Consider the following 13,694-nt stretch of genomic DNA (forward strand, 5'->3'; position numbering starts at 1 on the left):
TTTGGTTAATATTATTTTGTCACTTCATCAATAAGTAATTATGCGTAGTTTGTCGATATGAAATTTTATGTTTTATTAACCATGTTGTAAATATTGGTTTTGTAGTTCAAGCATTAGGTACAACCAATAATTATGTACTATATAGTATACTGATTATTTTCTATAGGATTTTTGATTTAATAGTAAATATATCTTTCAAGGTTGTTTAATATTTTTCACTACAAGTTGTATATCATTTTTACCTTAATTGAATTTAGATATTCTGTTTTTAATTTAATTGTAAATATAGGTTTCTAGGTTATGAGAAAAAATAAATTATTTAGGTGTAGCTTGATTTTTTCAGCTATGATTCCGGTATTAGGTGTTTTATCCCCATCGGCCTATGGTGCTCTACCCGTAAGGTATTCTGCGCAAAATGTCTATTATCCTGATACAAAAAAATATGCTTGCCAAGTCTCGATCAATACTGAATTTCACCAGGGCTATAAGATAGGAAAAGGCACCATCATCAACGTTGAACTAATGCGATATAATAAATCGCTGGAAAGGCCTTATCTTTCGAAAGAGGTTTACTTTGGTGTGCTTGATGATCAGGCGGGGATGCTGTCATTCACACGTGATGCCATGACCACAGGGGATAATGACCCTTATGCCCAATGTATTGTCACAAATGTGGCATTTCCTGGTCACGTACGCAGTGAATTAGTCCAGCAAAGCTATGACTTACAGTCAGGCGTTGCACTCTACGAACAGCAAGCCGCCCAGCCAGGGCCTATTTCCAATTTGTCTATTTTGACCGACCTTTTGAGTGTGCCGTTCATCATCAGTTTGCAGCAAGATTTGAGTGCAGACTTTGTCGATTTGTTACCTATTTCAATTGGTGAAGAGGATTATCGACTCAAAAACACCAGTAATGTTGAAAATTATGCCATTTTTGTCAAAGAGGTTTTAGCAGGTAAAACAGGTGTAAAAGGGGCGTATAACAACGGACTATCACGTAATTTCCTTGAAGAAAAATCTAAAGGAAATATTGAGTGGTTTCTACAAAGGAGTCTGATTGAACCAGCCATCAAAAATGGTCTTGCATCGGAATATATTGACAGATCACGTTTGTCGGCATTGTTGCGCTTACATATTTTGGCGGAGTTAGAGCAAGATTCTTACTTCGAATACGGAAGTGAACAGCAAGTTCAAGCATCATTAGCATTTCAATACTCGCCAAATATTACTTCAAGTATGCAATTGCTTAATAATGCAGAGTTTCTCAATGAGCATTTAATAAAAGAGTGGACACACGTCGAAGAGAAGTATGATCAGATGTCGGAGGATTTTATGAATAATAGTTATCCGCTGATCTACTCAAAACCTGATAAAAAAGGAAAGGCGGTTTCGATCCGAAAATTGAAAGAAAGCGATATGTATGTCAGCCATAACCTTTCTCTTACATTCAGTGATTTTTACGATAACCCTTATGAAGCACTTTCTGCCGATATTCCAAAAGATTGGCGAGTGGGTATTTCCGATTTCTATTCATATGCTGGAGTAAATAAAAAGATCGTAAATGGGCCATTTTCTGGCGATTTACCCATGTTCTGGAACAGTGATTTTTCCTTTAAGCCACTCTCTCTTGTTGCCGTTCCTCCTTGGGATTTCGTCCCCCCTCAAGAAACTTTGGATCATGAATTGAATATTCACCCAACCGATGCTTACTTACATATGCAACTCACTATGCGTTATCCTGATCTGGATGGGGTAGAGTTAGCGAAAGAGGTGTTTTCCTCAAACAACCCCGAGGTAAGTATTGATATTGAAGCGGGAACGCTCAATTACCGAGGCATTGAGGGAGGATTTTTAGGGAAAAACTTCGCCCAAATAGCGGCGATAGTTTACCAAAAAGAAGTAGATGATTTAGAAGACTGGGAGATGCTCAGCGTGAAAGCCGCACTTGATGCAGTGGGTATAGACTCAATTTACGCTTATGGTTCACCTAACAACATTAAATCCAGTTTACTGCATCGCTTATCTTTAAAACTAACGGAAAAGGCTCTAGAAGCTTACATCGGAAGTGGTTTGGAACCAGCTCTAGTAGACGAGCTACAATCGGTTGGTTTGACGAAATTGGATGTTAATCAAGCATTTCGAGAATTGCTCTATTCAACCTTCACGAATTCAAACTTGCCGCTCAAGTTTGCTGGCAATATGAATGAAGTTCATAGAAAACGTGTGGTTGTAGATACCATATTGTCATGGCATAACGCCTATCAAGACCTACAAACCATGTTGGTGCCACTTGAATACGATAATGAGGCAAAACAACATATCTTTAATTATCCTCTGACCGATGAAATGTACACCAAAGCAAGGCTCTTTAATTACGGTGCCCCCCCTTCTGTAGTTGACGAGCTCTGGAAGCCGTATTTGGTCCATGGTCGACTCCATCTGCTTCCTGGCTATGGCTATAACGTTCCGTCTTGGTTGATTGAAAAGGATAATCAAGAGCTAGGGAGCGCTTTGAATACAGTGCAAAACGAGTGGCACAAAAATCACCGCGTGTTGGCGCAAAAGCTCGGGGTATTTTTAGGTGCCATGACTGATTCTAAGGCCAAGCTGTCGGGGCGGAGTGAGTTTAGTCTTAATGAAGCACAGGCAGCGGATGCACGTTTACATTATGGTATGAAGCTATATAAAGTAAGACAAGACCACAGCGGGATGGGGCAGAGCACGACGGTGACTGATTATGCGGCGGATAAATACGTGTTCACTAGCACAGGCTTGGGCTACACCACATTTTTGCCCAATTCTATTGTTGATTTCTTCGATACCGAAAGAATTTCGTTTCGATATCAAGATTTAGATTTCAATGACCTCAGTGACGAATCACCTCTTTTTACAGAATTGAACAAGGAAAATGGTAAACGTTGTCCATGGGATGATTTTAGTGGCATGTATTATTGGTATAACTATTGTAAATCCAAATACACTCATAAACGGGTTTCTTGGGGGACTGATAAGGATTTATTGGCCAGCACACTCATCCAGCACTTACTTGATAATAGAGATCAGTTGAAAACCACAAATACTGCTTGGGATTATGCTAAGGGGGTTATGCAAATGATTGTCCCGGTGTGGGCAACCGTGGAAGATTTTCAAAAAGGGAATTACTACATGGGATCTCTAGGCTTGCTTTCTGATGTCGGTTTTTTCTTACCGATTGGTAAGGCTGCTTTCAATACTGGAAAAATGACAGGTAAGGTTGTTTCACATTCTTTACCGAAAAAATATAAGGTCAGTTCAGCCATCAACGTTGTTCAGATTGGGAGTAATAAACGCGTAGTGGGTGAAACATTTGATATCGACTTGCAAGTGGCGAGAAAGCAGGCCAAAGAGGCGTGGTTGAGCCTACCAAAAACGGTATTTGATCAAATGAACGTTCTACCCATCACTGACATTATTAAAGGTGCCAAATCAGCTTCGCTAAAAATCAAACAGCGAGCGCAGAAGATTAAGCGCAAAAATACGGATCCTTATGCACCTAAGGTCTATCAGTCTCGCAATTTTCGTATTTCATCCAAAGATCGCCCAGACTTTGATCCGGATAAAGTCGTAGGCATCCCTAATGCTGATCGTATCGCGATAGCGAATATTGCCGATGAAGAAAATGTGATTATTGGAATTCGCGCGGTTGACCCAAATAACCGCAGTTTGTTGGAGTCGGGCTTATACAGTAGTAAGAGCTTGCTGATTAAATCCAAAAGTTCGGATTGGGGACCACATGCTGGATTTATCCCAGTGGACCAAAAGTACGCGAAAGCTTCAGCGCGTGCTCAGGTCGATCGCTTTAATCAATACTCTGACAATGCAATCAATAGTGGGGCTGCTAAGCCTGTACAATTGACTATTAATGAGGATCGCTTAAAAGAGCTGCAAAGTGGTGACAACCCACTGATCCCGATGTTCGATTGTGATGCTGAAACGGGTATATGCTCAGGAGTGTCGGATGGTGTTGAGCTTCAATACAAAAAAGATGGGCAGGGATTATGGTCCGTGTATGTGGTTGAAAATGGCAATCCTACTACAACAGTACCCTTGATGGTGATGGGAGACCCGATTAGCGGGAAGCCAATGACGGCTGATTACGATCTATTCAGTGTTATGACACATATTACGGATTACGGTGCGCCAGATATGTTCAAGATGCCTGAGCCCTGGGCAGATTGGAAAAAATCTATCAAGGATCCAGAAAAATTAGATCCCAAGATTAAGGATTTGTATGACAGTGAAGACCTTTACAACAAAGTGAATAATATGCAGCTTGGGATTATTTCAGATCGGGTTATCGGCTTAAAAGATAAGATTAATGGTCGATTAGGACGTAGTAATGGTATGGAGTTAGTGCACCACGGCGCGGATGATGCCAACCCTGGTGCAGTGATTAATGACAATTTTCCTGCAACGTACTTTGTCCCCAAACAATATCTGAACAATGATGCGTTTGGACCAAATCAGGGAGGGCTGCGTGATTTCTTCCAAGTTGATAACCATGGCGCCATTATCCTGCAAAATGCCGATGACTTTGCGAATTTCCATCAATTGATGACCAATGTTCACTTTACTGGTGCGCTTAATACCAAGTGGTCAGAAAATTATGCCCAGTTGGCACGGAAAAATCGGTTATCCCACGCTTACTTGAATGCTCGTGAACAAGTAGACAAACTTCTATTCGGCGATATTGACGCGGCCAAAATAGATTTTTATCGTCCGAGACCATTTGATGAAACTTTGCCGAAAGGAAAAATCCCAGCGCAAAAAATTCACATGTATCGAGTGAGAGACCAAATCGCCAAAATTGAAGCAGCAACGAATGGGATACATTATATTGCTACCGTTAAAAATAGATATGGTGGGCAATGGATATCTCGTACCATACGTGTGGTAAGAGTTGGTTATTATTATTATCATGTAACATCGATTGACGGTGAGAATTACCTTAGAACGCCAGCAAGCGACCAATTGTTACGCATTGAAAAAGATGCTGATGGAGAATGGATAGCCCCAGACCTAGCTAACAAACAAACTCAATTTCGACCGTAACTGAGAGCCAACTTCCAGATATCTATGGTTGGTGAAGGCCCTACTTTTAAAAGTGGGGTCTTTTTATTTTCTATGTTTTTGTTGTCGACGCTTGTTTTTAACCCGCAAGACCTTTAAATCGATGTCACGTCTGCAAACCAAGTTATTCTCGTTGAACCATGCATCTCTATGTTACTTGGGTATAAAGATACCCAAGTGCCACCATGCACACTAAATCAATGATTGATAAATTCATCATGTCTAACTGCGAAAGGTAGTATGACCAGAAGTGCTCTGGTAAACTTTGCGCTCCAAAAATTATGAGGTTTATCATGTCCGTTAATTTCGCTGATCTTGGCATTGCACAACAGCTGGTTGATACTTTGAGTGGTATGAATATCGTTACCCCGACGCCTGTTCAGGAAAAGTCGATTCCACACATATTGGAAGGGAAAGATCTTCTTGCTGCCGCGCAAACGGGAACAGGTAAAACGGCTGCATTTGGCCTGCCGATTATCCAATCGGTTCAGCAAAACAAACGTGACGGCGCGCCAAAGGCACTTATTCTTGTGCCAACGCGTGAACTTGCTCAGCAAGTCATGGATAACCTTATTCAGTACTCGGCCAATACAAACCTTAACATCGTGTGCGTTTACGGTGGCACCAGTATTGGCGTGCAAAAGAAAAAGCTGGAAGAGGGCGCAGATATTCTTATCGCGACACCAGGCCGCTTACTGGATCACTTATTTAACGGTAATGTCATCATCGCTAAGACGGGTATTCTTGTGCTTGATGAAGCAGACCGGATGCTAGACATGGGATTCTGGCCCGATCTCCAACGTATTCTTCGTCGACTACCTCAAGACAAACAAACCATGTTGTTCTCTGCAACGTTCGAGGAACGCATTAAAACCATTGCTTATAAGCTTATGGACACTCCGATAGAGGTGGAAGTCTCGCCTGCGAACACCACGGCAGAAAACGTGAAGCAAATGGTTTATCCGGTAGATAAAAAACGTAAACGTGAGCTATTGGCTTACTTAATTGGCTCTCGTAACTGGCAGCAGGTTTTGGTATTTACAAAAACCAAGCAAGGCAGTGATGAGCTTGTAAAAGAACTTAAACTGGATGGCATCAAAGCAGTTTCAATCAACGGTGATAAGTCTCAAGGCGCCCGGCAACGTGCCCTTGATGATTTCAAAGAAGGGAAAGTTCGCGCATTAATCGCGACCGATGTAGCGGCTCGTGGATTAGATATTCAAGCGCTAGAGCAAGTGGTGAACTTTGATCTGCCGTTTAAAGCAGAGGACTATGTTCACCGAATCGGTCGTACAGGGCGTGCTGGTAAATCAGGTTTGGCCGTATCTTTAATGAGTCATGATGAAGAATACTTATTAACTGCGATTGAAAATTTACTGGATAAGCGTTTACCGCAGGAATGGCTAGAGGGCTTCGAACCAAGCTTGATCGAAGAAGTCGAACCAGAGCGTAACAGCGGTGGCCGCAAGAGCCGCTCCTCAGAGAAACGTAAGATGAAAGCGAAGCTCGCTATTCACAAGAACCGCGGCAAAAAACGAAACTAAAAAAGTGATAGCGGTTCTTAGCGATTTTGGTTAAGTCACTTTGGTTTTTGTTTTGGTTTTTTGATGCGCTTCAAGCGTTTGAGGTATCGCCAGCAAGTAACCTTGATACATATCGAAGCCGAGCCTCTTCATCAGTGTCAACTGATGCTCGGTTTCAATTCCTTCTATGACCGTTTGTGAGTGCATATCTTTAGCGAGAGCCAATGCCTCGTCCAAACAATCGAAATCACCGTTTTCATATCGCAATAACAATGATCGGTCTATTTTTATGATGTTAGGTCTAACGCATTTTACGCGTTCAATCGTTGAGGCATCGACCCCATAATCATCAATTGCTAGCACATAACCACAGTCTCTTAAGTGATGCGACGCTTGGCACAGAAAGTTCTCATCACTCGCGTGTAACTCCACCAACTCCATCACAATTTGCTCACGGCTTAGGCCCGCTTCAACAATCGCTTGTTTCAATAGATTGCTGTAAGAGCTATCTCGTGCCAACAGTTCAGCAACTCTAGGCAACATATTAAGAAAGAGCTTCTTATTCTTAAATTTCGATTGACCAAAATTGCTGATGTGGATCAAACGGCTCAATCGTTCAACATTGATTTGGTCTCTGACAGGGATAGTCGTCGATTGGAAAAATTGATCGGGTTTGATCGTTTGTCCGTCTTGACTACTAATTCGAACCAAAGCTTCGAGCCCAATAATGGAAAGGTCTTCCTGATAAATAGGCTGAAACACGCTTCTCAGCTTCAGTTGCTCGTATTGGGCAATGTACTGCCCATCTGATTGTCTTGAAATGCAGCTAAGCAGCTGCGTAATGCTTATCATTATTGCTATAACCTAGGCCAAGATACTTCTCTGATGCTTTACTGATTGTTGTGCATCTAGTTTTAGTTCAGTTGTTTGAATCTAATTGTGGCAGTGGGGTTTAGGCAAGGTAGTTAGTGCTGATTGAGCTGAAATGTCGACTAGCATCAAAAAAATCAATGTATGGGCTGATAATCAATCTGTTGCGTTTTGATGCTACCACTGAAATACCGCATAGAGTTGAAGGTACTTGCGGACAAGTTGTTGTTTGTCAGAACGGCGCAAAGGGTGGGCTAATTGAAGGTAGCAGGGGCTAATACCAAAACGTGCATCAATCGATTTTGTTAGTTGTGACTCGCTGGTATACAAAGTGATGCCTTGTTCCGTGTATTGGCTGATTGGCTCTGGGAGTTCACTCATCCACCAGTGCAACAGTTCACGGCTTGGCTTACTGCGGCCAATCCAGTGGTCACAAACGACAAAAAGTAAGTCGTTGGGCTGTAGGGCATAGCCATATTCGCTTTGCCACTCCATGATGGAAGAGAGCAAGTTCTCCCGGCAAGAATGACCAGCACTTACCATATGATGGCTTAGGACCCATACCGTGCCTATCTCAGAAGTGATTCGATAATGATGAGGTAAATCGGGAGCATTTACGACTTCAATAGGCTTGATGACACTGCTGTGGCCAAAATGACGAAATGTGTGCTCCATTCTTCTTGCAAACGCCAATCCTAGGTGATGTTCGCTCATTCCTTGATTATGCACGGCAGGATAATGCTTTTCACACAGCTTGAGGCAATCGTCCTGAAAATCATTGACACTTTGGATGACTAAGTCGAGTAGCAAAGAATATCCCTTAACAGTTAACAGATTTAACAGCGAGAGGTTAGCATAGTCCTTTTAGGATAGACTAATTTGATTAGGCAACTTCCTGATCTAAACGTCAAAATTGAGAAAACAGTTCCGCAGGTGAAATATGATCAAACTAAAAAGAGAGCAAAAAGAAGCGTTAGCAACAGCCATTCAGGATTACATGCAAGACGAGTTAGAAGTAGAAATTGGCCAATTTGACAGTGAATTTTTGATTGATTTCATCACTGAAAAACTGGCGCCATTTTATTACAACAAAGGTATTGAGGATGCCAAAGTAGTAATAGAACGACGTATGCAGGAGATGAATGAGGAGCTGTATGAGATAGAACAAGAGATCAAGCTTTAAGTCTCAGTTTTCAATGTGAATTAAAGTTCCTTCAGATTTTTAGAACAAGTTGTTAGAAAGGGTGTGATTGGTTTGGTGTAAAGGATGGTAAATAATCTGTTTCATATCGAGTAATTAAGTTAATGTAGTGTTTCTGATTGGCATCAACTTAGAAACATATCTAGGACGAGAGATGGAAACACTGGTAAAGAATTACAACTTCACTGCGCGAGTAATGCATTGGCTATCTGCGCTTTGCATTATCGGCTTGTTCGCCGTGGGTTTGTGGATGGTCGATCTGAGTTACTACAGCGAGTGGTATCGCACCGCGCCACATTACCATCGCTCTGTAGGCATTTTGTTGGCAACCCTCACTTTGACACGTATCGCATGGAAACACATGACGATATCACCAAAAGTGGAAGGGAAACCTTACGAAGTCATTGCAGCAAAAGCCGCGCATGGCGTGATGTATTTGTTACTCATCACGATTTTCATGTCAGGTTACCTCATCTCAACGTCTGATGGTCGTGGTATCGAAGTTTTTAATTGGTTTACGGTACCAGGGGCGGGGGAATTATTTCCGGATCAATCGGATATTGCAGGTGAAATACACTTTTACGCAGCATGGGCGGTCATACTCATGGCTGGTTTACATGCCGTTGCTGCGTTAAAACATCACTTTATCGATAAAGACAACACATTAAGAAAAATGTTAGGAGCTTCAAAATGAAAAAGTCACTTTTCGCTACAGGACTAGCAATTGCTATGGCACTGCCTTTAGGTGCTAACGCTGCTGATTATGTTATCGATACGAAAGGCGCTCATGCTTCAATTAACTTCAAAGTTAGTCACTTAGGTTACAGTTTCATCAAAGGTCGTTTTAATACATTTTCTGGTGACTTTTCTTTTGATGAAAAAAACATCGCTGATTCGAAAATTAACGTAGTGATTGATACGACAAGCCTTGACTCAAACCATGCGGAACGTGACAAACACCTTCGAAGCGGTGATTTTATTGATGCAGGAAAATACAGTGAAGCGATGTTCACGAGTACAAAAGTGGAAGATAAAGGCAACGGCAAGCTAGACGTGACAGGTGATCTTACTCTTCACGGTGAGAAAAGACCCATCACAATCGAAGCAGAATTTATTGGTGCTGGTAAAGACCCATGGGGTGGTGAGCGTGCAGGATTTATCGGTCAAACTCGCCTAGAGCTTGCTGATTTTAAAATTCCAGTCATGGGTTCATCGAGCTACGTGGATATGGAATTACACATCGAAGGTGTGAAGAAATAACGTTTCGTTTTTATCCCAGCACATGAAAAAAGCGCTCTTTAATATGAGCGCTTTTTGCTGGTTCTAACTTATTTTATTGGTTTGATATGCGTTACTGGTTTTATCTCTCACGCGGATACGATTTACGCCAGTATTTTATGCTGTTACCAAAACGTCTTCTTCTACTCGATCTAAACGTTCAGCGTAAATTGGACGCAGCGCTTTAAGCACTTCGTTACGTGTTACCACGCCAACCATCAAACCATTTTCTAGGACAGGAAGAATTTGAGGTTTGTTTACTTTAATGCTTTTCGCTCGTTCCTCTAAAGAAAGAGAAGTCACACGCGTTGTCATGCCCATGCTTGTCGTCGGGTAAAGCTGGTCTTTATCAATACATAGGAATTCAACTACATCGACCAAGCGCTCATTTGCTTCTATGGCGACAACGTCACGGCTCATCAAATCTACGACGGTCTGTTCTTTAGTAGGAAGGTAATCTTGGCACCACAAATCAACCATCACGTCATGTGCCGAGAGGAAACCAACCAACCGATTGTCAATGCCAATAACGGGGGCGCTGGTTAAATGATTATCCAATAGCATGTCCAATGCGGTTGATACTGGCATTTCTGGGTTCAGAGTCAGTGGGCTAGGGTTCATGATATCTTTTACCATAGAGACGTTTTTTATCGCGCTCTCTTTGACCGACGTGAGGGCAGTCGTGCTTGTCACTGATGCCACTTCTTCTGCTTCAATTTCTGCCGCTTTCATCTCTGGACGACGGTAAATACACCAATTAGCGAGGCCAACTAATACAGCACCACCAACAATGTTACCTAAGGTCACAGGAATGAGGTTTGCCGTAATAAAGTTACCGATGTTTAAATCTGCATATTGAGAAGCCGGGACACCAACAGCCGTCCAGAACGATTCTGGTGCGAAGTTAGAGATAACAATGCCAAGCGGTATCATGAACATGTTTGCCACACAGTGCTCAAAGCCACTGCTGACGAACATTGCTACTGGCATGATAGTCATGACGGCTTTCGTCATCGCATTTGCTGAGCTGAAAGTTAGCCAGACGGCGAGGCAAACCAATAAGTTACATAAAATGCCTAACGCAAAAGCTTGCATCAATGTGTGATGGAGTTTGTGCTGTGCGATGTTTAACGCGTTTAACCCCCATTGGCCCGCATCCATTTGGTACATGCCAGCCGCACTGACCAATGCAAGAAGTAACATCGCGCCGATGAAGTTGCCCACATAAACTTTGCCCCAAATCGACAGCATTTTGCCGAATGAGATCTGTTTGTTTGCCCAGGAGATGCTCGAAAGTACTGAACTGGTAAATAGCTCACCACCACAAATAACGATGAGTATCAAACCCATACTGAATGCTAAACCGCCTGCAAGACGGCTAAGGCCCCAACCCGTGCCTCCGCTACCCGTTGTCACCGTAATATAAAACAAGAATGCTAAACCGATGAATGCACCTGCCATAGTGGCCAAGCCAAGTGTCATGCTGCTGGTTTTGTTCGCTTTGCTAAGTGCAAACTTCTCTGCTTCAGCCATCATTTCTTTTGGAGAGAAATACTGGTGATTTTGAGAGCTGGTCACTGTCATAATGAATCCTTACTCGGTGGTCTCATGTGAATTTCTTGCTGTATGAAATCGAGATGTTTTCTGTACTCGAATTGACGTTGTTATTGCATTTGTTGCAGTGTGTTGAACGTAGACTACGTCGCGATGGCCTACAAGTAAAATTGATAATATTGAGTGCCCTCATCAGATTATTTGATAAGTTTCTAAAGGCAGGTAAAATAAACCGTAGCGCATATCAGCGTTTGTATTTTGGGCTTGCGACAGTATTGCGCATACTCGGTAATAAGGGAGAACACTTTGCGTTATTCACTAAAGCAATTAGCCGTATTTGACGCAGTTGCAGATGCCGGCAGCGTTAGCCAGGCTGCGGATAAGTTGGCCCTGACTCAATCTGCCACGAGCATGTCACTGGCTCAGTTGGAAAAAATGCTGGGTAGGCCCTTATTTGAAAGGCAGGGCAAACAAATGGCTTTAACGCACTGGGGGATGTGGCTCAGACCAAAAGCAAAGCGTTTGCTTCAAGATGCGCTCCAAATTGAAATGGGGTTTCACGAACAGCACTTGTTGAGTGGACATATTCGACTAGGGGCGAGTCAAACACCAGCAGAACATTTAGTGCCTGAGCTTATCAGCCACATTGATGGTGATTTCCCAGAAATGCGCATCTCACTGGGTGTACAAAGTACTCAAGCTGTTATCGATGGCGTGTTGGATTACAAATACGATCTTGGCGTGATTGAAGGCCGCTGTGATGATAACCGTTTGCACCAAGAGGTTTGGTGTCGTGATCACCTTGTTGTTGTCGCTGCATCTCACCACCCATTTGCAGGCAAGGCTTCGGTGAGCGTGGCGCAACTTGAACAGGCTAAATGGGTGTTGCGCGAACATGGATCCGGTACCCGTAAGATTTTTGATAGTTCTATTCATCACCTTATTGAAGATTTGGACGTGTGGCGTGAATACGAGTACGTACCAGTTCTCATACGCCTGGTATCAAACGGGCAATATTTAACCTGTTTACCTTACCTTGATGTAGAACCCTACCTTGAAACTGGGGAGCTAGTTGCACTCAAGGTACCGGATCTCAAAATGGATCGAACGATATCCTTTATCTGGCGCGCCGATATGGTAGAAAACCCATTGGTCGATTGTATTAAGCGCGAGGGGCTGAATATGATGAAAGGCAAACCTTCTTCATTCTAGGTCGACTTAGAAATCATCCAAGTCATGTCCGGCGGGGCTTAATCGTAATTTAAGCGCATTATTTAACCGATATACCAGCCAATTTACCCTTTTGCTATTTACTAAATCTGTTGATTTATCGGTTGCGTCTAATTTATTGTGTAAAACATGCAATAAGTGCAATATTTTATGCGATATTGATCAACGAAGTGTGAAGCAGATATGCCTATTATTGTACTTCTGATTTTAATGTATCGAAACAGTTTAGAACCTATTAGTACGAAACTAGCGCAGCGGGTAAGAATACCATGACCACTCTTTTAGCAATTTCAATCACCACAGGCATTCTTTCAGGCGTATGGGGCTGGATTGCTATCTCCCTTGGTCTACTATCTTGGGCTGGCTTTCTTGGCTGTACGAGTTATTTCGCATCTCCTACAAATGGCTTAAAAGGCCTTGCGGGGAGCTTGATCACCAATATGACAGGCGTTTTTTGGGCGATGGTAATCATCTATGGCTCTACTTATGTCGGTGTTGAAATTATCGGTTATGTTATTACCGCGATTGTCGCATTCTTTATGTGTATTCAAGCAAAGCAAGCTTGGTTGGCTTATATTCCGGGGACTTTCATTGGCGCATGCGCAACATTTGCTGCGGATGGCAATTGGCAACTTGTGGTGCCATCGCTGATTCTAGGTGGCGCGTTTGGCTACCTTATGAAAGCGACGGGGCTTTGGTTACACAACAGGTCAACAGTTCACGCTTCGTTCACAGAACAAGTACAATAATTACCCCTATTTGTATCCGTTGTGTGTTGATTCCCCCGTTCAATACAGATAATCAGGGTTCCTGACACGTGATACTCGGGCACACCATATTGGTGTGCTTTTTTCTGCTTTGGGTTTGCTGTTTATGACTTTGTCGCTAATGGCTTTGTGGTTAATGTCTTTGAAACTACGTTTTTGTGG

Annotated in this window: 10 protein-coding genes; 7 read left to right on the top strand and 3 right to left on the bottom strand. The window is 42.6% G+C overall.

Features of this window, described 5'->3' with window-relative positions:
• Nucleotides 1–300: 300 nt before the first annotated feature.
• Together AND4_RS02080 and AND4_RS02085 are read left to right on the top strand one after the other, a co-directional pair.
• The gene (locus AND4_RS02080) at nucleotides 301–5,091 is read left to right on the top strand and encodes an anthrax toxin-like adenylyl cyclase domain-containing protein (RefSeq protein WP_043991390.1); all 4,791 of its coding nucleotides are present in this window, start codon (nucleotides 301–303) and stop codon (nucleotides 5,089–5,091) included.
• A 311-nt stretch (nucleotides 5,092–5,402) separates the two neighbouring features.
• Nucleotides 5,403–6,653, top strand: coding sequence for a DEAD/DEAH box helicase (locus AND4_RS02085; protein WP_009841231.1), 1,251 nt, complete (start codon nucleotides 5,403–5,405; stop codon nucleotides 6,651–6,653).
• Between the two features lie 30 nt (nucleotides 6,654–6,683).
• Here the strand turns inward: AND4_RS02085 and AND4_RS02090 are convergent, their stop codons facing one another.
• Entirely contained in the window at nucleotides 6,684–7,484 is an 801-nt protein-coding gene (locus AND4_RS02090; RefSeq protein ID WP_009841232.1) for an EAL domain-containing protein, read from the bottom strand.
• 195 nt (nucleotides 7,485–7,679) lie between these two features.
• Nucleotides 7,680–8,312: a hypothetical protein gene (locus tag AND4_RS02095; protein WP_043991391.1), complete on the bottom strand. Its 633-nt coding sequence runs from the start codon at nucleotides 8,310–8,312 to the stop codon at nucleotides 7,680–7,682.
• A gap of 130 nt (nucleotides 8,313–8,442) precedes the next feature.
• Here AND4_RS02095 and AND4_RS02100 point away from each other — a divergent pair, with 130 nt between their 5' ends.
• From AND4_RS02100 to AND4_RS02110, 3 genes are all read left to right on the top strand, one after another.
• On the top strand, nucleotides 8,443–8,685 hold the full coding sequence (locus AND4_RS02100) for a DUF2164 domain-containing protein (protein ID WP_009841234.1): 243 nt from the start codon (nucleotides 8,443–8,445) through the stop codon (nucleotides 8,683–8,685).
• 172 nt (nucleotides 8,686–8,857) lie between these two features.
• Nucleotides 8,858–9,397 carry a cytochrome b gene (locus tag AND4_RS02105; protein ID WP_009841235.1) on the top strand — a complete coding sequence of 180 codons (540 nt, stop codon included), beginning with the start codon at nucleotides 8,858–8,860 and terminating at the stop codon, nucleotides 9,395–9,397.
• Nucleotides 9,394–9,963, top strand: coding sequence for a YceI family protein (locus tag AND4_RS02110; protein ID WP_009841236.1), 570 nt, complete (start codon nucleotides 9,394–9,396; stop codon nucleotides 9,961–9,963). Before AND4_RS02105 ends, AND4_RS02110 begins: the two co-directional genes overlap by 4 nt.
• A 135-nt stretch (nucleotides 9,964–10,098) precedes the next feature.
• Here AND4_RS02110 and focA read toward each other — a convergent pair whose 3' ends face one another.
• Nucleotides 10,099–11,565 (bottom strand): formate transporter FocA, encoded by a 1,467-nt coding sequence (gene focA, locus AND4_RS02115; RefSeq protein WP_009841237.1) that lies wholly within the window; start codon nucleotides 11,563–11,565, stop codon nucleotides 10,099–10,101.
• A 276-nt stretch (nucleotides 11,566–11,841) separates the two neighbouring features.
• Between focA and AND4_RS02120 the strand changes: the two genes are divergently transcribed.
• Together AND4_RS02120 and AND4_RS02125 are read left to right on the top strand one after the other, a co-directional pair.
• Nucleotides 11,842–12,747: a LysR substrate-binding domain-containing protein gene (locus tag AND4_RS02120; protein WP_009841238.1), complete on the top strand. Its 906-nt coding sequence runs from the start codon at nucleotides 11,842–11,844 to the stop codon at nucleotides 12,745–12,747.
• Nucleotides 12,748–13,034: 287 nt separating this feature from the next.
• Nucleotides 13,035–13,514, top strand: coding sequence for a DUF1097 domain-containing protein (locus tag AND4_RS02125; protein ID WP_009841239.1), 480 nt, complete (start codon nucleotides 13,035–13,037; stop codon nucleotides 13,512–13,514).
• Nucleotides 13,515–13,694 lie beyond the last annotated feature (180 nt).

This window comes from Vibrio sp. AND4 (assembly GCF_000171815.1).
Classification (GTDB): domain Bacteria; phylum Pseudomonadota; class Gammaproteobacteria; order Enterobacterales; family Vibrionaceae; genus Vibrio.

Excerpts from the sequence above, each read along its gene's own strand:
- AND4_RS02080 (WP_043991390.1), top strand. The coding sequence starts at position 301 with ATGAGAAAAAATAAATTATTTAGGTGTAGCTTGATTTTTTCAGCTATG.
- AND4_RS02085 (WP_009841231.1), top strand. The coding sequence starts at position 5,403 with ATGTCCGTTAATTTCGCTGATCTTGGCATTGCACAACAGCTGGTTGAT.
- AND4_RS02090 (WP_009841232.1), bottom strand. The coding sequence starts at position 7,484 with ATGATAAGCATTACGCAGCTGCTTAGCTGCATTTCAAGACAATCAGAT.
- AND4_RS02100 (WP_009841234.1), top strand. The coding sequence starts at position 8,443 with ATGATCAAACTAAAAAGAGAGCAAAAAGAAGCGTTAGCAACAGCCATT.
- AND4_RS02105 (WP_009841235.1), top strand. The coding sequence starts at position 8,858 with ATGGAAACACTGGTAAAGAATTACAACTTCACTGCGCGAGTAATGCAT.
- AND4_RS02110 (WP_009841236.1), top strand. The coding sequence starts at position 9,394 with ATGAAAAAGTCACTTTTCGCTACAGGACTAGCAATTGCTATGGCACTG.
- focA (WP_009841237.1), bottom strand. The coding sequence starts at position 11,565 with ATGACAGTGACCAGCTCTCAAAATCACCAGTATTTCTCTCCAAAAGAA.
- AND4_RS02125 (WP_009841239.1), top strand. The coding sequence starts at position 13,035 with ATGACCACTCTTTTAGCAATTTCAATCACCACAGGCATTCTTTCAGGC.